Source organism: Bradyrhizobium sp. Mp19 (assembly GCF_029952935.1).
In the GTDB taxonomy this organism is placed as follows: domain Bacteria; phylum Pseudomonadota; class Alphaproteobacteria; order Rhizobiales; family Xanthobacteraceae; genus Bradyrhizobium; species Bradyrhizobium elkanii.
The window spans coordinates 98,477-116,577 of the sequence record NZ_JASAUT010000015.1; the positions used below are offsets into that span (position 1 = coordinate 98,477).

Sequence of the window (18,101 nt, forward strand, 5' to 3'; positions counted from 1 at the left end):
TTGAAGGGCCACCTTTCGACAAGACGGCCCTTCGGATGAGGCGTCAGAACTGCGAGAAGTCGATCGGCTTGTGCCGGTCGAGCGTGCGGGTGATCGGCGGCAGCGGGTATTTCAGGCCGCTGGCGCAGTTGAACAGCATCACGCGGTCGGTCTTGCTGACGCGGCCGTCGGCGAGGCTCTCTTTGTAGGCGGCATAGGTCGCGGCGCCCTCGGGGCACAGCAACAGCCCCTCCTCGCGCGCGACCTCGTTGAGGGCGGCGCTGATCTTGTCGTCGTCGACGGCGATCGCAAAGCCCTTGCTCTCGCGCACCGCACGCAAAATGAGGAAGTCGCCGATCGCCTGCGGCACGCGGATGCCCGAGGCGATGGTGTGGGCGTCCTCCCAGCGCGCGGCATGTTCGGTGCCGGCCTCATAGGCCCGCACCATCGGCGCGCAGCCGGAGGCCTGCACCGCGACCATGCGCGGGCGCTTGCTTCCGATGAAGCCGATCTTCTCGAGCTCGTCGAACGCCTTCCACATGCCGATCAGGCCGGTGCCGCCGCCGGTCGGATAGAAGATCACGTCGGGCACGTCCCAGCCGAGCTGCTCGGCGAGCTCGAGGCCCATGGTCTTCTTGCCCTCGATCCGGTACGGCTCCTTCAGGGTCGAGGTATCGAACCAGCCGACTTTCGCTTTTCCCTCACCGACGATCTTGCCGCAGTCGTCGATATAGCCGTTGACGCGATACACCGTGGCGCCCTGCAGCTCGATCTCGCTGACATTCACTTCCGGCGTGTCTGCCGGGCAGAAGATCGTGGTCTTGATGCCGCAGGAGGTGGCATAGGCCGCCAGCGCCGCGCCGGCATTGCCGTTGGTCGGCATCGCCATGTGCTTGATGCCGAGCGCCTTGCCCATCGACACCGCCATCACGAGGCCGCGTGCCTTGAACGAGCCGGTCGGCAGCCGCCCTTCATCTTTCACAATGATCTCACCGCCGCCAAGCCTGGCGCCGAGCCGCGGCAGCCGGATCAGCGGCGTCGTGACTTCGCCGAGCGAGACGATGTCCTTGCATTTGCGCACCGGCAGCAGCTCGCGGTAGCGCCACAAATCGGCGGGACGCTGGGCCAGCGCATCCTTCGTCAGCGCCTTCTTCACCCCGGCAAGGTCGTAGCGCACCAGCAGCGGCTTGCCGGCCTTGGAGAGGTTGTGCACCTGGTCCGCGGGATAATGATCGCCCTCCATCGCGCATTCGAGATGGGTGACGAAAGTCGGGCGTTCGATGGTGAGGTTGTCGTTGTCTTTCACGAGATTCTGTCCTTCTTGTTCTTCTTGAGTTCTTCCCTGCCGGATCCGTCACCCTGAGGAGCGCGAAGCGCGTCTCGAAGGGCGACGAGCCCGGCTGCTAGGTCTCGGCCGTGCATCCTTCGAGGCTCGCTGCGCTCGCACCTCAGGATGACGGAGCTGAGACTAGATATTCAGCACGCGCCCATAGGCGTCGAGCACTGCTTCCTTCATCATCTCCGACAAGGTCGGATGCGGGAATACGGTGTGCATCAATTCCTCTTCCGTGGTCTCCAGATTCATTGCCACGACATAGCCCTGGATCAGCTCGGTGACCTCGGCGCCGATCATGTGGGCGCCGAGCAGCTGTCCGGTCTTCTTGTCGAAGATCACCTTGACGAGGCCCTGGTCCTCGCCGAGCGCAATCGCCTTGCCGTTGCCGACGAACGGGAAGCGGCCGACCCGGATCTCGCGGCCGCCTTCCTTGGCGTTGGCCTCGGTGAGGCCGACGGAGGCGATCTGCGGATTGCAGTAGGTGCAGCCCGGGATCATCAGCTTGTCCATCGGATGCGGATGCAGGCCCTTGATCGCCTCGATGCAGATCACGCCTTCATGCTCGGCCTTGTGCGCGAGCATCGGCGGCCCCGCGACGTCGCCGATCGCATAGATGCCGGGAACGTTGGTCTTGCCGAGGCCGTCGATCACGACGCAGCCGCGGTCGGTTTTGACGCCAAGCTTCTCCAGCCCGAGATTCTCGATATTGCCGACCACGCCGACCGCCGAAATCACGCGCTCGAATTCCACCGCTTGCGGCTTCTCCTTGCCGTCGTCGATGGTCGCAACCACGCTGTCGGCCTTCTTCTCGAGCTTTGTCACCTTGGTCGAGGTGAGGATCTTGATGCCCTGCTTCTCGAAGCGCTTGCGGGCAAGCCCCGCGATCTCGGCGTCCTCGACGGGCAGGATCTGCGGCAGCACCTCGACCACGGTGACGTCGGCGCCCATGGTGTGGAAGAACGAGGCGAACTCGATGCCGATCGCGCCGGAGCCGACCACCAGCAGCGATTTCGGCATCCGCTCCGGCACCATCGCCTCGAAATAGGTCCAGATCAGCTTCTTGTCGGGCTCGAGCCCGGGCAGCACGCGCGGCCGCGCGCCGGTCGCCACGATGATGTGCTTGGCCTGATAGGTGCCCTCGCCACTGGCGCCCTTCGGCGCCTCGACCGCCGACTTCTTCACCGTGATCTTGCCGGGCGCATCGATCGTGGCGTCGCCCCAGATCACCGTGACCTTGTTCTTCTTCATCAGGAAGCCGACGCCGTCATTGAGGCGCTTCGAGACGCCGCGCGAGCGCTGCACCACCGCCTTTGGATCGAACGAGACGTTGTCGGCCGACAGCCCGTAATCCTTGGCGTGCTGCATGTAGTGATAGATCTCGGCGGAGCGCAGCAGCGCCTTGGTCGGGATGCAGCCCCAGTTCAGGCAGATGCCGCCGAGATAGGATTTCTCGACGATCGCGGTCTTGAAACCGAGCTGCGCGGCGCGGATCGCGGTCACGTAGCCGCCGGGGCCGGAGCCGATGATGATGACGTCAAAGGATGTGTCGGCCATGGCGGCTCCCGTTCAACTCAACGTGTGACGCCGCGGGCGCGGCTTCTTGCGATCAATGACCTGACCAGCCATTCGAGCCCGATCACCAGGGCCATGATGGCCAGGGCCGTCAGCACGATCGGCTGGGCGATGTTCCGCGCCAGCTGTTCGCCGGCGAAGAACGCGGAGTGCAGAAAATCGAACCCGACCGGATTGCAGACCAGCGCGGCCGACAGCAATAGCGAGATCCAGGGCCAGCGCGTGCGAGCCGTGCCGGCCATTCATCCGTACTCCCGCCATACCGCACCGAGGAACACGGACCACGCCAGCGCCAGCACCGCGGCGCCGATCATCATGATCCTGAACTGGATCGTCGATATCAGGTCGCGGTTGACCGCGACCAGCAACGCGACGGCGACGGCCGCGAGCAGGACGTACGGACCGTAGATCGCGTACATGGCGGATGCCCGTCACACCATCATCATCACGGGGTTTTCGATCAGCTGCTTGAAGGCGCCGATCAGCTCGGCGCCGAGCGCGCCGTCGATCGCGCGGTGATCGCACGACAGGGTCACGCTCATCATGTGCGCGATCTCGATCTTGCCGCCGCGCACCACCGGACGTTCCTCCGAGGTGCCGACCGCGAGGATCGAGGCATGCGGCGGATTGATCACGGCGGTGAAGTGGTTGATGCCGTACATGCCGAGATTGGAGACCGCGGTGGTGCCGCCCTGATATTCCTCCGGCTTCAGCTTGCGGGCACGGGCGCGCGCGGCGAAATCCTTCATCTCGTTGGAGATGGTCGAGAGCGTCTTGGTCTCGGCCTTGCGGATGATCGGCGTGATCAGGCCGCCCGGCATCGCCACCGCGACGCCGACGTCGGAATGCTTGTGCTTGAGCATGCCGCCTTCGGTCCAGCTGACGTTGCAGTTCGGAATCTTCTGCAGCGCGACCGCCATCGCCTTGATGACGAAGTCGTTGACCGAGATCTTGTAGAGCGGCTTCTTCTCCTTGTCCTTCGGCGCTGCGGCGTTGATCTCCTCGCGCGCGGCGAGCAGCTTGCCGATGTCGCAGTCGATGGTGAGGTAGAAGTGCGGGACGTTCTGCACCGAGGCGGTGAGACGCTGCGCGATGGTGCGGCGCATGCCGTCATGCGGCACCACCTCGTAGGAGCCCGGCTCGAACAGCGCGAGGATCTGCTTGTCCGACATCGACGGCGCGATGCTCGGTCCTGCGGCGGGCGCGGCCGCCGGCGCCTTCAGGCCCTTGCCGGACTTGGCCTCGTCGACGTCGCGCGCGATGACCCGGCCATGCGGGCCGGTGCCGGTGATGCGGGAAAGATCGATGCCGGCTTCTTTTGCCAGCCGGCGCGCCAGGGGCGATGAGAACACCCGCGCGTGGCCGTTGGCTTGCGCGGCCGGTGCGGCGGCCTGCGGCACCGCTGCCGGCGCTGCGGCCGGCTTCGGCGCGGGCGCCGCCGCCGGTGCGGGAGCCGCCGCAGGCGCGGCCTGGGCGGCGGGCTTCGGCGCCTCGGCGGGTTTTGCGGCCGGTGCGGCGCCCGCTCCGGCGCTGGCCGCCGCCTTCACATCCTCGCCGTCGCCGGCCATGACAGCGATGACGTCGTTGACCGGCACGTCCTGGGTGCCCTCGGGCACCAGGATCTTGGCGATCGTGCCTTCATCGACGGCCTCGACTTCCATCGTCGCCTTGTCGGTCTCGATCTCCGCGATCACGTCGCCGGACTTGACCTTGTCGCCCTCTTTCTTGAGCCACTTGGCGAGGTTGCCCTTTTCCATCGTCGGCGACAGCGCGGGCATGAGAATATTGATCGGCATTGTCAGTGACCTTGTTGCGACCGCGGTTTGGTTTGGCCCATGTCGGTCGGCCGGGCGATTTCGGCTTCGAACATCTCGACGATGCGCGCGAGCGCCTCGTCCTCGGTGTATTCGCTCTCGCGCGCATAGGCGCGCGCGGCGTGACGGGCGATGTCGACCAGCATGAGCCCCCACATGTCCGGCTCCTCGAAAGCGCGCTGGAACGCGATCGACAGGCCGCCATCGACGACGAAGGCGCGCAGCACCTCGATGGCGTCGTCGCGGCCCATCACGTCAGGCGGCAGCGGCTGCTCCTTGGGACCGGCCATCGGCGTTACCGATAGGATACGGCCTTGGCGGCGGCGACCACCTCGGCGACGGAGGGCAGAGCGAGCTTTTCGAGATTGGCAGCGTAAGGCATCGGCACGTCCTTGCCGGAGACGCGCGCCACCGGCGCGTCGAGATAGTCGAAGGCGTGCTCCATGATGCGCGACGCGACCTCGGAGCCGACGCCACTCTGCTGCCAGCCCTCCTCCACCGTCACCGCGCGGCCGGTCTTCTTCACCGAGTTGATGACGGTCTCGGTATCCATCGGACGGATGGTGCGCAGATCGACCACCTCGGCCTCGATGCCTTCCTTGGCGAGTTCGTCGGCAGCCTTCAGCGCATAGGACATGCCCATCGCCCAGGAGACGATGGTGACGTCCTTGCCGGCGCGGGCAATCCGCGCCTTGCCGATCGGCACCACGAAATCATCCAGCTTCGGCACCTCGCCGGTGTGGCCGTACAGCACCTCGTTCTCGAGGAAGATCACCGGATTGGGATCGCGGATCGCGGCCTTGAGCAGGCCCTTGTAATCGGCGGCCGAATACGGCGCGATCACCTTGAGGCCCGGGATCTGCGAGTACCACGCCGCGTAGTCCTGGCTGTGCTGGGCGGCGACGCGCGCGGCGGCGCCGTTCGGGCCGCGGAACACGATCGAGCATCCCATCTGGCCGCCGGACATATAGAGCGTCTTGGCGGCGGAGTTGATGATCTGGTCGATCGCCTGCATGGCGAAGTTGAAGGTCATGAACTCGACGATCGGCTTCAGGCCCGCCATCGCCGCGCCGACGCCGACGCCGGCAAAGCCGTGCTCGGTGATCGGCGTATCGATCACGCGGCGGGCGCCGAATTCCTGCAACAGGCCCTGCGTCACCTTGTAGGCGCCCTGATACTCCGCGACCTCCTCGCCCATGATGAAGACGTCGCCGTCGCGGCGCATCTCCTCGGCCATCGCATCGCGCAGCGCCTCGCGAATGGTCTGCGTGACCATCTCGGTCCCCGCAGGGATTTCCGGATCAGGCAGCGGCTCGGTCGCGGGCGCGGCCGGCGCCTTCGCCGCGGGCTGCGGCGCTTCCGCCTTTGCATCCCCCTTGGCTTCGGCCGGCACGGCCTCGGCGGCCTTCGGCTGCGGCACTGGTGCCGCCGGCGCCTTGGCGAGGTCGGCGGCGCTTTCGCCGTCGACGAGAATGGTGGCGATCGGCGTGTTCACCGCGACGTCCGCGGTGCCTTCCGGAATCAGGATCTTGCCGAGCGTGCCCTCGTCGGTTGCCTCGACCTCCATCGTCGCCTTGTCGGTCTCGATCTCGGCGATGACGTCACCGGACTTGATGGTCTCGCCTTCCTTTTTCAGCCATTTGGCGAGGTTGCCCTTCTCCATGGTGGGCGACAGCGCAGGCATCAGCACTTGAATGGGCATATCGGCTCCCGAAATCGGTCTTGAAATTCGTCTGCGCGGGTGGGGTCAGCGGTAGATGTCGGTGTAGAGCTCGGCCGGATCCGGCTCCGGATCGTGCTGCGCGAAGTCGGCGGCCGCGTTGACGATCTCGCGCACCTGGGCGTCGATCGCCTTCAGGTCCTGCTCGCTGGCGCCCGAGGCCAGCAAGCGGTTGCGCACCTGCTCGATCGGGTCCTGGTCGTGACGCACCTTCTCGACCTCCTCGCGCGTGCGGTACTTGGCCGGATCGGACATCGAGTGGCCGCGGTAGCGGTAGGTCTGCATCTCCAGAATCATCGGACCGTTGCCGCCGCGGCACCAGGCCACGGCCTCATCGGCGGCGGCCTTGACCGCGCGCACGTCCATGCCGTCGACCTGCTTGCCCGGAATGTTGAAGGAGGCGCCGCGCTTGGAGAAGTCCTGCTGGGCCGATGCGCGCGACACCGAGGTGCCCATCGCATAGCGGTTGTTCTCGATCACGTAGATCACCGGCAGCTTCCACAGCTCCGCCATGTTGAAGCTTTCATAGACCTGGCCCTGGTTGGCCGCGCCGTCGCCGAAATAGGTCACGCTGACGTTATCGTTGCCGCGATAGCGGTTGGCGAACGCAAGGCCAGTGCCCAGCGAGACCTGCGCGCCCACGATTCCGTGACCGCCGTAAAAGTGCTTCTCCTTGCTGAACATGTGCATGGAGCCGCCCTTGCCGCGGGAATAGCCGCCGCGGCGTCCGGTCAATTCGGCCATCACGCCCTTGGCTTCCATGTCGCAGGCCAGCATGTGGCCGTGGTCCCGGTAGCCGGTTATGACCTCGTCGCCCGGCTTCAGCGCCATCTGCATGCCGACCACGACCGCTTCCTGGCCGATATAGAGATGGCAGAAACCGCCGATCGCGCCCATGCCGTAGAGTTGACCGGCCTTCTCCTCGAAGCGCCGGATCAGGAGCATGTCCCGCAGTGCCTTGAGCTCCTGCTCCTTGGTGAATTCGGGGGGAGAACCGGCCTTCTCCTGCCCTGATTCTTTTGCGACGCTTTTCTTGGGTGCGGCCATGGCAATTCCGGGTGAGAGAAGTCGGAGAACCCTCTCTAACCCAACTCAAATCGCCTTGGAAGGATTGCGTTCGCCCGATGGAATTTTGCTATGCCGCACTGCAGCGCAGCGCGACATTTTTGTGATAGCGCGCGAGTGATTTTGAAATTTGAGAACGCGTCAGTTCTTGTTGATCCGAACGAGATCACGCGGATTGGCGTAGTCGAGCTGGAAGCGCGCACGCTCGTCCAGCATGTCGGGATCGACCCGGTCCGACCGCAACAGCGACACCCGCTGCTCGCCCTCGGCCCGCTCCTTCTTCAGCCGCGCCAACTCGGAGGTCAGCGCGATGATCTCCTGATCGAGTTCCTGCCGCGCGTTCAAGCCGTATTTGCCGGTGTAGGCGTTGACGCCGAAATAGCCGACCATCAGCGCCGCCAGCGTATAGAGGGCGAGCCCGGTCAGAATCGATTTGAGGCGTGTGCGGGAAACCATGGCCGCGAGCATGCGGCCATGGGGTTAACGAACGCTGAACCAGAGCGTTTTCGAGCGAAGTGGATACCGGTTCGCGTGAACGAAAGCGCGTCAAAACAAGTTCAGAGTCCCGTTCCGATTCAATCGGAACGGGGCTCTTGCTCAGCGGTTCTGCTTTTCGATAAAGGCCGCGAAGGCGTCGAGATACTGCTGCAGCACGCCCTTGAGCGACTCCTTGGTCAGTTCGCCGTTGTCGTCGAAGGCATCGCCGACGCCGTTGAGATAGGCTTCCGGTTGACCGAGGATCGGGCCGGAAATGCCCGGCAGGATGTTCTGCAGGTGCTTCACCGCGCTGACGCCGCCGAGCGGTCCGGGCGAATTGCCGATGATGCCGATCGGCTTGCCGATGAACGAGCTCTTGCCGTAGGGCCGCGAGGCGACGTCGATGGCGTTCTTCAGCACGCCCGGGATCGAGCGGTTGTATTCGGGGGTCACGAACAGCACGCCGTTCGACTTCTGCAGCTTCTCGCGGAAGGCGAGCCAGTCCGCCGGCGGCGCGGCCTCGAGATCCTGGTTGAAGAAGGAAATTTCCTGAAGCGTCGTCACATCGAGCTTCAGCGACGCCGGTGCAAGCTTGGCCAGCGCATTGGCGATCTTGAGCGAGAAGCTCTGCTTGCGGATGCTGCCGACGATGGTGACGATGTTATAGGCCATAGCAAATTTCCCTCGGGTTGCGCGTGAGACTGGTGGCCTTCACCTACCGGCGCACCAAGAAAGATGCAAGTGCATGGATCGTCCAATTCCGGAAACGCAGCGTTTCGCGGAATTGGTCTATGCAAAGCAAAAAGGCCGCCCCTGTCGGGACGGCCCTTGTGTTTCGATCCTCAGCCCTTGTTCGGGTTGATCAGGAATTTCTCGCCGGTCGCGCGCTTGTTGTAGACGGCGATGTTGTCGAGTTGCAGGGTCTCCTGCAACGAGACCACCTTGGTGTAGTGACTGGCGAAAGTCGTCTTCAGTTCGGCCACCACGCGCTGGCGCAGCTTGTTGCCGGCCTCCGGACCGATCTTCATCAGGAACGGGAACAGCAGCCAGCCGCCAACGCCCCAGGCCATGCCGAAGCCGCGCGGCAATTCGATCGAGCGGGTGTCGAGGCTGCCATAGACATAGACCTGCTTGTGCACGTTCGAGCCGTAGCGGCTATAGGCCTTGGCGGTCTTGTTGATCGCGGACTCCATCGCGACCAGGATCTGGCCCGCGAGCTTGCCGCCGCCGATCGCATCGAAGGCGATGGTGGCGCCGGTCTCGACCAGCGCGCCGGTGAGCTTGTCCATGAAATCGGGCGCGGAGGAATCGACGACATGCTTGGCGCCGATCTTGTGCAGGATCTCGGCCTGCTCCTTGTTGCGCACGATGTTGACGAGGCCGATGCCGTCCTTGAGACAGATCTTGTTGAGCATCTGGCCGAGATTGGACGCCGCCGCCGTGTGCACCAGCGCCTTGTGCCCCTCGCGCCGCATCGTCTCGGTCATGCCGAGCGCGGTCAGCGGATTGACGAAGCAGGACGCGCCTTCCGCCGGCGTGGTGCCGTCGGGCAGCGGCAGGCATTCGTTGACGCGCAGCGTGCGGTATTGCGCATACATCGCGCCACCGATCATCGCGACGGTGCGGCCCATCAGCGCTTTCGCCGCATCCGATGAACCGGTCCTGATCACGACGCCGGCACCTTCATTGCCGACCGGCATGGACTCGTCGAGCCGCGCGGCAAGGCCCGGCAATGCCGCTTCCGGCACGCGCGCGGTCACCACGGGCAATTCCTTGCTGCCGGAGACCTTGGCGGCCGACATGTCGGCCGGGCCGATCAGAAGACCGAGGTCGGACGGATTGATCGGGGTCGCCTCGACCCGGACCACGACCTCGTCGGGGCCGGGCTCGGGGGTCGGGACATTGACCAGCGATATCTCGAGCTCGCCATTCTTCTTGAGCAGCGAACGCAGTTGCAGACCGCTCTTGCCGTCGCTCATCCCGACCTCCCGTTTTTGCGTTTGTTGGATCCCGATCAAATTGGGGCGCTACGCCAGCGCCTTCAAGGCCGCCCTGCCCGCGTATTTCGCCTGGGTGCCGAGCTGCTGCTCGATGCGCAGCAGCTGGTTGTACTTGGCGGTGCGGTCGGAGCGTGCCAGCGAGCCGGTCTTGATCTGCCCGCAATTGGTGGCGACCGCGAGATCGGCGATCGTGGAATCCTCGGTCTCGCCGGAGCGGTGCGACATCACGGCGGTGTAGCCGGCCTTGTAGGCCATCTCGATCGCCGCAAGCGTCTCGGTCAGCGTGCCGATCTGGTTGACCTTGACCAGGATCGAATTGGCGCGGCCGTTCTTGATGCCGTCGGCAAGCCGGGTGACGTTGGTGACGAACAGATCGTCGCCGACCAGCTGGCACTTCTTGCCGATCGCATCCGTCAGCTCCTTCCAGCCGTCCATGTCGTCCTCCGACATGCCGTCCTCGATGGTGACGATCGGATAGCGGCCGACGAGATCGGCGAGATACTTCACCTGCTCGGAGCGCGAGCGGGTCTTGTTCTCGCCGCCATAGACGTAGGAGCCTTCCTTGAAGAATTCGGTCGAGGCGCAGTCGAGGCCGAGCACGACGTCGTCGCCCGCCTTGTAGCCGGCCTTGCCGATCGCGTTCATGACGAACTCGAGCGCGGCGTCGGCCGACGGCAGGTTCGGCGCGAAGCCGCCCTCGTCGCCGACATTGGTGTTGTGGCCGGCCTTCTTCAATTCGCCGCGCAGCGTGTGGAAGATTTCCGAACCGCAACGCAGCGCCTCGGCGAACGACGTGGCGCCGACCGGCAGGATCATGAATTCCTGGAAGTCGATCGGGTTGTCGGCATGCACGCCGCCATTGATGATGTTCATCATCGGCACCGGCAGCGTCCGCGCCGAGGTGCCGCCGACATAACGATACAGCGGCATGTCGAAGGATTCGGCGGCGGCCTTGGCGCAGGCCAGCGAGACGCCGAGGATGGCGTTGGCCCCGAGCCGGCTCTTGTTCGGCGTGCCGTCGAGCTCGATCATGATCTGGTCGATCGCGACCTGCTCCTCGACGGCCTGGTCGCTGAGCGCCTCGAAGATCTCGCCGTTGACGGCGGCAACCGCCTTCTCGACGCCCTTGCCGAGGTAACGCGACTTGTCGCCGTCACGCAGTTCCACCGCCTCATGCGCGCCGGTGGACGCGCCCGACGGCACCGCCGCGCGACCGATTGACCCATCCTCCAGCACCACATCGACCTCGACCGTGGGGTTGCCGCGGCTATCAAGGATTTCGCGGCCGATGATGTCGACGATGTCAGTCATGACGTGCTCTTTCTCGATATGGGGTTGGCTGATGCGCCGCGTCATACACGGCGCGCAAGCAAATGTGAACGGCCCGCCCGCCCGGCCCGTCTGACGGTGCAATGTGGTGGGTTTATGCTGTCAGGGATTACCTTCGCGTGCTGGCCCATTGTTTCACGAAGCCGGGATAACGCAATGAACCGTCGCCAGTTTCTCGCCTCCACCACTGCCGCGATTTTGACCACGAGAGCGCAGGCGCAGGATGCCCAGACGCCGTTCCGGGTGAAATATTTCAACGTCGACGCCGGGACCGGCCTGCACGATGTCACTCCGGCGCCCGATGGCACCGTCTGGTTCACGGGCCAGCGCAGCGGTGCGCTGGGCCGGCTCAATCCGCGCGACAGTGCGTTCAAGCTGGTCAGCCTCGGCAAGGGTGCGGCCCCGCACGGCGTCACGATCGGCCCCGACGGCGCGCCGTGGGTAACCGAGGGCGGGCAGAATGCGATCGCCCGCGTCGACCCCGGCGACCACAAGGTGACGCTGTTCCGCCTGCCTGAGAAAGCCGCTGACGCCAATCTCAATACCGGCGTGTTCGACAAGCGCGGCGTCTACTGGTTCACCGGCCAGTCCGGTTTCTACGGCCGGCTCGATCCGAAATCCGGTGAGATGAAGGTGTTCGAGGCACCGCGCGGCGTCGGCCCCTACGGCATCACCGTGACCCCAAACGGCGACATCTGGTACGCCTCGCTTGCCGGCAGCTATATCGCACGGATTGACCTTGCGACCGGCAACGCCAGCGTGGTCCAGCCGCCGACGCCGAAACAGGGCGCGCGACGGGTGTGGTCGGATTCGCGGGGGCGGATCTGGGTCAGCGAGTGGAACAGCGGCAACGTGTCGGTGCACGATCCCGCCGACGGGACGTGGAGGGCCTGGAAGCTGCCCGGCAGCAATCCACGGACCTATGCCGTCTATGTCGACGACAAGGACAAGGTCTGGCTCACCGATTTCTCGGCCAACGCGATCATGCGCTTCGATCCGGTGGGCGCGACCTTCAACGCCTTTCCGAGCGACCGCGCCGGCGCGAATGTCCGGCAACTCGATGGCCGGCCCGGCGAGGTCTGGGGCTGTGAATCCGGCCAAGACCGCTTGGTCCTGATCCAGACTGCCGCGCCCGCGTAGCACCCTGCCCCCGCACGCGGACGGTTGACGAACCGCCCGCTTCCGTTCATTTCGGCCGCTCCCAAAAGGATGAGGCCCATGGCGAAGAAAACCCTGCAACTCGGCCGTGCCGTCGCGTGGCCGGATAGCCCGGACAAGGCGGTGCTCGACCGCGTCCCCAATCCGCAGGCCGGCACGGATTATCTGGTGCGCTTCGCTATCCCGGAATTCACCTCGGTCTGCCCGATCACCGGCCAGCCGGACTTCGCCCATCTGGTGCTCGACTATGTGCCGGGCCGGTGGCTCCTGGAATCTAAGTCGCTGAAACTCTATGCGGCGAGCTTCCGCAATCACGGCGCCTTCCACGAGGATTGCACCGTCATGATCGGGAAGCGCATCGTCGGGGAAATCAAACCGAAATGGCTGCGGATCGGCGGTTACTGGTATCCGCGCGGCGGCATCCCGATCGACGTGTTCTTCCAGACCGGCCGGCTGCCGAAGGGCGTCTGGGTTCCCGATCAGGGCGTCGCGCCCTATCGAGGCCGGGGCTGATCCGGCGTCTCAATAGGCGCTCAGCAGATCGACCTTGGCGTTGGCGAGGATCAGGCGGCGCGCCAGCAGTGCGGAAAGATTGCGCATGATCTTCATCGAAATCTGCGGGTGGAGCTGACGATAGTCGGCAAAGCTGTCGATCGGCAGCTCGAGGCATTTGACCGGCGTGTCCGCCCAGACGTCGGCGCTGCGGTGGCCCTCGATGATCGCCATCTCGCCGAACTCCATCCCCGGCCCGAGAGAGGCAAGCCGCACGCCGCTCGGCAGCTTCACGCTCACCATCCCGCTTTGCAGGAAGAACAACGAATTGGCCGGCTCGCCGGCCACGACGATGCGCTGGCCGGCGTCGTAGCGGCGCGGCGTCGAGAGTTCGGCGAGCGCGGCGATCTCCTCGGGCGCGAGATCGGCCAACAGCGCCTGCTCGCCGAGATGGGCGGTCTCCTTGGTCTCGGTGAAGCCGCCATAGCGGTAGATCAGTTGATCCTCGGCCCATTCAACGGCGTCGTCGAGCAGCGGAAAATGCCGCAACCGCTTCGGCTCTTCGATCTGCGCGCGGATCGTGGCCCAGACCGGCGACGTCGTCTCGACACCGGAGATGATCGTGGTGACACCGGAATTTCCGAGCGTGGCGATTTTCTCAGCCAGTAGCTGGGCGCCGGCTGCCGTGATGTCGGGCACGCGGTGGAAATCTAGGATCAGCAGCGGCGCGCCGGGCGGCTCGCTGGACAGCCGGCGAGTGACGTAGTCGATCGACGCGAAGTTGAGCGCCCCCACCAGCTCGATGACGCGGGTGTCGCTGTGGCGGTCATCGAGGATCTGCTGTTCGTGCGGCTGGCGGCTGCGGCGGGAGGTGATGCCGACGATGTCGTAGTCGGCGATGATGCAGGTGCGGACGTCGCCGCTGCGGTTGAGCATATGCAGATCAAATCGCGCCGACAGCGCCTCGCAAACCTTCAGGCCTCGCACGCTGTTGAAGTGCCCATCGAGCAGCGGCGAAAAGGTGCCGAGCCCCAATTGCGACGGGAGCGCTGCGACGATGCCGCCGCCGACCCCACTCTTGGCGGGCATTCCGACGCGATAGATCCACTCGCCGGCATAGTCGTACATGCCCGAGCTCGTCATCACCGACAGCGTGCGCGCGACGACATGCGGCGTCACCACCTGGACGCCGGTGACCGGATTGACGCCGCGATTGGCGAGCGTTGCGGCCATCACCGCGAGGTCGCGCGCGGTGACGAGAATGGCGCATTGCCGGAAATAGATATCGAGCACGGCATCGACGCCGTCCTGCAGCACGAGGTAGTTGCGCAGCAGCCAGGCGATCGCGCGATTGCGGTTGCCGGTCGCCGTCTCCGACGCATGGACCGCGTCATCGACGTCGAGTTCGCGGCCGGCAAACTGGCCGAGCTTGTCCCGGATGCGCTCGAATGCGGCGCGGCCATCGACCTCGTGGATCAGCCCGGAGCAGGCAATCGCGCCGGCGTTGACCATCGGATTGAACGGCTTGTTGTCGTTGGTCAGCCGGATCGAGTTGAATGCCTCACCGCTCGGCTCGACGCCGATCGCCGACGCGACGCGCGCTTCGCCGACGAGATCGAGGGCCAGCGCAAACACGAACGCCTTCGAAACGGACTGGATGGTGAAAGGAGCGGCGCTGTCGCCGACTTCGTAGACATGGCCATCGATGGTGACGAGGCTGATGCCGAAATGCGCCGGGTTGGCCCGTTTCAGCTCCGGAATGTAGTCGGCGAGCGCGCCGGAATTGTCCGATTTGAATTCTTGGTGGCAGGAGGCCAGAAAACGTTGAAGTGGAGGCTCGGTGCCATATCCCGTTGTCCTGACGTCCGCATTCCCTCGAATAGGCCAGCCAGTCTGGACGTCCACGCTCTCACCTCAAATGGCAAGAAATAAGCAATCCTCATGCCATGCGCGGTCGTCCGAACGCTGCTGCGACATGCGTCATCCTGACGCTGCACCCCGCTTCCCTGCATGTTGTGTCTGCCACGGCCGGTGGGCCCGTGGACGCCTAGGTTGTCTGCGCATCGGCGGGCCTGGTCTGCCGCAGAAACCGCGCGCAGATAAAGCCGAGCACGACCATCACGGCGGCGGCCGAGACCAGCGTCGCGGTCTTGCCGACGTGTTGCAGGCCGAAGCCGTAGGCGATCGGGCCGACGGTCTGGCCCATGAAAAAGAAGAACGAGTGCAGCGACAGCGCGGTGGCGCGCGCCTCGACCGACAGCTCGCTGGCAAACACCTGCAGGCAGCCGTGGATCATGTAGAAGCCGAGGCCCATCACCAGGAGGCCCGCCATCTGCAGCTTCCAGTGCGGCCCGAAGGCGACACCGACCAGTTGGATAGCGACCAGCGTCGCGCCGACGACCATCATGCCCCTCACCCCGATCCACGGCAGCAGGCGCGACACCGTCAGCGTGTAGAGCAATCCGCCGATCGCAAAGCCCGCGATCACGATGCCGGCGATCGACAGCGAGGTCTCGCCGAGCTCGAACAGGAACGAGGCGATGAAGGGAAACAGCCCGAGCACGCAGCAGCCTTCGACGAAGACCGCCGAGTAGCAGATGCGCGCATTCGGATTGGTGAAGATGGTGCGATAGCCGTGGCGAAGCGCCTTCAGGCTGGTGCGCGGCGGACGGTTCAGCGCGGCGCCGCGGAAGCCGGCCGCAACCGCCAGCGCAACGATGATCACGAGGCCGCCGAGCACCGCGAGCACGCCGCGCCAGCCGAGGAAATCGCCGATCAGTCCGGATGCCGTCGCGCCGAGCAGGTTGCCGGTCATCGACCCCGCGAGGGTTCGCCCGATCGCGAGCTGCCGCTTGTCCGGACCGACCAAATCGCTGGTCAGCGACAGCGCCACTGGAAACACGCCGCCCGAGCCGATGCCGGCAAGGATGCGGGTCACGAACAGCATCGGAAACGAGGTCGAGAGCGCACCGAGGATGTTGGCGACGCCGAGCAGTCCGAGGCAGATCGTCATCAGCCGCGCCTTGCCGAACAGGTCGGCAGCGGCGCCGATCGCCGGCTGCACCGCGGCAAAGGTGAAGGCGAACACCGCGGCAAAGCTCGCCGCGGTCGCGATGCTGACGCCGAAATCCTCGGCGACATGCGGCAGCACCGGATCGAGCGCACGCACCGACAGGCTCGCCGCGAAGGTCGCCAGCGTGATCACGTTAAGGGCCGGCGGCATGCCGCTGGTTGCGGTCATGTCGTTGTCCGCCGGTCAGGCCGCCGTCTTCGCCAGCGCGTCGAACTGCATCAGCCGCTTGACGAGGGACTCGAAGTCACGGAGCGGCACCATGTTGGGGCCATCGGACGGCGCGTGATCCGGATCGGGATGGGTCTCGATGAACACGCCGGCGACGCCGACCGCGACCGCGGCCCGCGCCAGCACCGGCACGAATTCGCGCTCGCCGCCCGACGACGTGCCCTTGCCGCCCGGCTGCTGCACCGAATGGGTGGCATCAAAGATGACAGGCGCGCCGGTGGTGCGCGACAAGATCGGCAGCGCGCGCATGTCGGAGACCAGCGTGTTGTAGCCGAACGACGCGCCGCGCTCGGTGACCAGCACATTGGCGTTGCCGGCGCCGGTGATCTTGCTGACCACATTGGCCATGTCCCACGGCGCCAGGAACTGGCCCTTCTTGACATTGACGACCTTGCCGGTCGCGGCCGCGGCCAGCAAGAGATCGGTCTGCCGGCACAGGAAGGCCGGGATCTGCAGCACGTCGACCGCTTGCGCCACATCGGCGCACTGGGTCGCCTCATGCACGTCGGTCAGCACCGGCAAGCCGAGCGAGGACCGGATCTCGGCGAAGATCGGCAGCGCCTGCGCCAAACCGAGGCCGCGCGCCGCCGTCGCACTGGTGCGGTTCGCCTTGTCGAACGAGGTCTTGTACACCAGACCGATCTTAAGCCGGGCCGCGATCTCCTTCAGCGCCGAGGCCACTTCCAACGCATGCGCGCGGCTCTCGAGCTGGCAGGGACCGGCGATAATCGAAATGGGCAACGCATTGCCGAACTTGGTCGATCCGACGGCAACGATCGGCGCAGCGGCTTGCGCGGAAACCTGATTGGTCAAAATGGTGCATCCTTTTGCCGGCGACCATGCAGTCCCGGGCGGGACGGATCAAGCCATCCCGCACGATGAGGGGGTTGCGCTGACGCCGTGGGTGCGCCGTGCTAACACAATCCCGCCCAAACGGCGCCTATAAACTGGCGCGGAACAGATTCCCATGAGGAAGACATGCGCATCCCGCTGATGATCGGAGCCGTCGCCGCCCTGTCGGCGATGTCGAGCCTCGCCTACGGCCAGACCAGCAGCCAGCCCGGGGTCGTCACCAGCGGCGCCACCGGCGTGACCATCAATGGCAAGCCGGCGGCGCGCAGCGGCGATACAACCAGCAATGGCGGCCCGCTCGTCGAGGGCGTGCCCAATGTCCTGATCAACGGCAAGCCGGCGGTGGTCATGGGCGATCGCACGCATTGCGGCGGCAAGACGACCTCCGGCAGCCACGGCGTCTTCATCAACGGCAGGCCGATGGTCCGCGAGGGCGATCAGACGTCCGGCTGCCCGCAATAGCCGCGCCGGTCACTGGGCGCGACGAAGTTTCGTCATCGCGCCCCCTGCGGCCACCGCGTCACTTGACCGACGAAAACGCCGTCGGCACCAGAAGCTGGTTGACGATGTTGAGAACGATCTGGCCGTCCTCCTCGGTCTTGGCGCGCGCGGTGATCCACTCCGGATCGGTCTGGAACGCGGTCCATTTCTTCTCGCGCTCGGCGAGCGATTCCCAGGCCAGCAGATAGGTCAGCTCCTGGTTGGATTCCCCGACCAGCGTCGTGAAGAAGCCGGCCTGCCTGATGCCGTGCTTGTCCCAGAGCTTCAGCGTGATGGTCTCGAAGCGCTTGAGCAGCGCCGGCAGCCGTCCCGGCAGGCAGCGATAGACGCGGGTCTCGTAGATCATAGGCAGTCCTCCCAGATTTGTGTGCGGGCGGTTATAGCCAGCGCCTTCCGGACTGTCTTGAGGGGATGACAACATGGCACCCCTGCTCGCGACAGGCGGCCATTTCCGCAATGTTGTTGCAATGTTACTTGCCTTAAAACCTGTCTTCAGGAGCCGGAC

At 65.3% G+C, this 18,101-nt stretch carries 19 protein-coding genes; 3 read left to right on the forward strand and 16 right to left on the reverse strand.

Annotated elements, in window-relative coordinates; genetic code table 11:
• Window positions 1-43: 43 nt before the first annotated feature.
• The 12 genes from QJT82_RS18710 to eno form a co-directional block, all read right to left on the reverse strand.
• Window positions 44-1,285, reverse strand: a complete 1,242-nt coding sequence (locus QJT82_RS18710; protein WP_028339715.1) for a threonine synthase — start codon at window positions 1,283-1,285, stop codon at window positions 44-46.
• 162 nt (window positions 1,286-1,447) lie between these two features.
• Window positions 1,448-2,869: a dihydrolipoyl dehydrogenase gene (lpdA, locus tag QJT82_RS18715; RefSeq protein ID WP_028339714.1), complete on the reverse strand. Its 1,422-nt coding sequence runs from the start codon at window positions 2,867-2,869 to the stop codon at window positions 1,448-1,450.
• 17 nt (window positions 2,870-2,886) lie between these two features.
• Window positions 2,887-3,129, reverse strand: coding sequence for a hypothetical protein (locus tag QJT82_RS18720; RefSeq protein ID WP_028334066.1), 243 nt, complete (start codon window positions 3,127-3,129; stop codon window positions 2,887-2,889).
• Window positions 3,130-3,306: a hypothetical protein gene (locus QJT82_RS18725; protein WP_162832423.1), complete on the reverse strand. Its 177-nt coding sequence runs from the start codon at window positions 3,304-3,306 to the stop codon at window positions 3,130-3,132.
• Window positions 3,307-3,318: 12 nt separating this feature from the next.
• A complete protein-coding gene (locus QJT82_RS18730) occupies window positions 3,319-4,683 on the reverse strand; it encodes a pyruvate dehydrogenase complex dihydrolipoamide acetyltransferase (protein ID WP_028339713.1) in 1,365 nt (454 codons plus the stop codon).
• A gap of 2 nt (window positions 4,684-4,685) precedes the next feature.
• Window positions 4,686-4,991 (reverse strand): DUF5076 domain-containing protein, encoded by a 306-nt coding sequence (locus QJT82_RS18735; protein WP_018271806.1) that lies wholly within the window; start codon window positions 4,989-4,991, stop codon window positions 4,686-4,688.
• A 5-nt stretch (window positions 4,992-4,996) separates the two neighbouring features.
• Window positions 4,997-6,403, reverse strand: a complete 1,407-nt coding sequence (locus QJT82_RS18740) for a pyruvate dehydrogenase complex E1 component subunit beta (RefSeq protein ID WP_028339712.1) — start codon at window positions 6,401-6,403, stop codon at window positions 4,997-4,999.
• A gap of 45 nt (window positions 6,404-6,448) precedes the next feature.
• Window positions 6,449-7,468, reverse strand: coding sequence for a pyruvate dehydrogenase (acetyl-transferring) E1 component subunit alpha (pdhA, locus tag QJT82_RS18745; RefSeq protein ID WP_028339711.1), 1,020 nt, complete (start codon window positions 7,466-7,468; stop codon window positions 6,449-6,451).
• A 159-nt stretch (window positions 7,469-7,627) separates the two neighbouring features.
• Window positions 7,628-7,942, reverse strand: coding sequence for a septum formation initiator family protein (locus QJT82_RS18750; protein WP_028339710.1), 315 nt, complete (start codon window positions 7,940-7,942; stop codon window positions 7,628-7,630).
• Window positions 7,943-8,083: 141 nt separating this feature from the next.
• Window positions 8,084-8,635 carry an NADPH-dependent FMN reductase gene (locus QJT82_RS18755; protein ID WP_028339709.1) on the reverse strand — a complete coding sequence of 184 codons (552 nt, stop codon included), beginning with the start codon at window positions 8,633-8,635 and terminating at the stop codon, window positions 8,084-8,086.
• Between the two features lie 170 nt (window positions 8,636-8,805).
• Window positions 8,806-9,942: a zinc-binding dehydrogenase gene (locus QJT82_RS18760; protein ID WP_028339708.1), complete on the reverse strand. Its 1,137-nt coding sequence runs from the start codon at window positions 9,940-9,942 to the stop codon at window positions 8,806-8,808.
• A gap of 48 nt (window positions 9,943-9,990) precedes the next feature.
• Window positions 9,991-11,274 (reverse strand): phosphopyruvate hydratase, encoded by a 1,284-nt coding sequence (gene eno, locus QJT82_RS18765; protein ID WP_028339707.1) that lies wholly within the window; start codon window positions 11,272-11,274, stop codon window positions 9,991-9,993.
• 174 nt (window positions 11,275-11,448) lie between these two features.
• On the opposite strand from eno, the gene QJT82_RS18770 reads away from it, so the two are divergent.
• Window positions 11,449-12,432, forward strand: coding sequence for a lyase (locus QJT82_RS18770; RefSeq protein WP_028339706.1), 984 nt, complete (start codon window positions 11,449-11,451; stop codon window positions 12,430-12,432).
• A gap of 69 nt (window positions 12,433-12,501) precedes the next feature.
• Complete coding sequence (gene queF / locus QJT82_RS18775) at window positions 12,502-12,963, forward strand: preQ(1) synthase (protein WP_155258392.1); 462 nt, start codon at window positions 12,502-12,504, stop codon at window positions 12,961-12,963.
• A gap of 9 nt (window positions 12,964-12,972) precedes the next feature.
• On the opposite strand, the gene glsA is transcribed toward queF, so the two are convergent.
• The 3 genes from glsA to kdsA form a co-directional block, all read right to left on the reverse strand.
• A complete protein-coding gene (glsA, locus tag QJT82_RS18780) occupies window positions 12,973-14,823 on the reverse strand; it encodes a glutaminase A (RefSeq protein ID WP_028339704.1) in 1,851 nt (616 codons plus the stop codon).
• Window positions 14,824-14,989: 166 nt separating this feature from the next.
• Complete coding sequence (locus QJT82_RS18785) at window positions 14,990-16,183, reverse strand: MFS transporter (protein ID WP_028339703.1); 1,194 nt, start codon at window positions 16,181-16,183, stop codon at window positions 14,990-14,992.
• A 15-nt stretch (window positions 16,184-16,198) separates the two neighbouring features.
• Window positions 16,199-17,056, reverse strand: coding sequence for a 3-deoxy-8-phosphooctulonate synthase (gene kdsA / locus QJT82_RS18790; protein ID WP_028339702.1), 858 nt, complete (start codon window positions 17,054-17,056; stop codon window positions 16,199-16,201).
• Window positions 17,057-17,221: 165 nt separating this feature from the next.
• On the opposite strand from kdsA, the gene QJT82_RS18795 reads away from it, so the two are divergent.
• Window positions 17,222-17,557, forward strand: coding sequence for a PAAR domain-containing protein (locus QJT82_RS18795; RefSeq protein WP_028339701.1), 336 nt, complete (start codon window positions 17,222-17,224; stop codon window positions 17,555-17,557).
• Between the two features lie 58 nt (window positions 17,558-17,615).
• On the opposite strand, the gene QJT82_RS18800 is transcribed toward QJT82_RS18795, so the two are convergent.
• Window positions 17,616-17,942 carry an NIPSNAP family protein gene (locus QJT82_RS18800; RefSeq protein ID WP_018271819.1) on the reverse strand — a complete coding sequence of 109 codons (327 nt, stop codon included), beginning with the start codon at window positions 17,940-17,942 and terminating at the stop codon, window positions 17,616-17,618.
• Window positions 17,943-18,101 lie beyond the last annotated feature (159 nt).

Excerpts from the sequence above, each read along its gene's own strand:
- queF (WP_155258392.1), top strand. The coding sequence starts at position 12,502 with ATGAGGCCCATGGCGAAGAAAACCCTGCAACTCGGCCGTGCCGTCGCG.
- QJT82_RS18760 (WP_028339708.1), bottom strand. The coding sequence starts at position 9,942 with ATGAGCGACGGCAAGAGCGGTCTGCAACTGCGTTCGCTGCTCAAGAAG.
- QJT82_RS18730 (WP_028339713.1), bottom strand. The coding sequence starts at position 4,683 with ATGCCGATCAATATTCTCATGCCCGCGCTGTCGCCGACGATGGAAAAG.
- QJT82_RS18785 (WP_028339703.1), bottom strand. The coding sequence starts at position 16,183 with ATGACCGCAACCAGCGGCATGCCGCCGGCCCTTAACGTGATCACGCTG.
- lpdA (WP_028339714.1), bottom strand. The coding sequence starts at position 2,869 with ATGGCCGACACATCCTTTGACGTCATCATCATCGGCTCCGGCCCCGGC.
- eno (WP_028339707.1), bottom strand. The coding sequence starts at position 11,274 with ATGACTGACATCGTCGACATCATCGGCCGCGAAATCCTTGATAGCCGC.
- QJT82_RS18750 (WP_028339710.1), bottom strand. The coding sequence starts at position 7,942 with ATGGTTTCCCGCACACGCCTCAAATCGATTCTGACCGGGCTCGCCCTC.
- pdhA (WP_028339711.1), bottom strand. The coding sequence starts at position 7,468 with ATGGCCGCACCCAAGAAAAGCGTCGCAAAAGAATCAGGGCAGGAGAAG.
- QJT82_RS18740 (WP_028339712.1), bottom strand. The coding sequence starts at position 6,403 with ATGCCCATTCAAGTGCTGATGCCTGCGCTGTCGCCCACCATGGAGAAG.
- QJT82_RS18755 (WP_028339709.1), bottom strand. The coding sequence starts at position 8,635 with ATGGCCTATAACATCGTCACCATCGTCGGCAGCATCCGCAAGCAGAGC.
- QJT82_RS18770 (WP_028339706.1), top strand. The coding sequence starts at position 11,449 with ATGAACCGTCGCCAGTTTCTCGCCTCCACCACTGCCGCGATTTTGACC.
- QJT82_RS18735 (WP_018271806.1), bottom strand. The coding sequence starts at position 4,991 with ATGGCCGGTCCCAAGGAGCAGCCGCTGCCGCCTGACGTGATGGGCCGC.
- QJT82_RS18795 (WP_028339701.1), top strand. The coding sequence starts at position 17,222 with ATGCGCATCCCGCTGATGATCGGAGCCGTCGCCGCCCTGTCGGCGATG.
- QJT82_RS18725 (WP_162832423.1), bottom strand. The coding sequence starts at position 3,306 with ATGTACGCGATCTACGGTCCGTACGTCCTGCTCGCGGCCGTCGCCGTC.
- QJT82_RS18800 (WP_018271819.1), bottom strand. The coding sequence starts at position 17,942 with ATGATCTACGAGACCCGCGTCTATCGCTGCCTGCCGGGACGGCTGCCG.
- QJT82_RS18720 (WP_028334066.1), bottom strand. The coding sequence starts at position 3,129 with ATGGCCGGCACGGCTCGCACGCGCTGGCCCTGGATCTCGCTATTGCTG.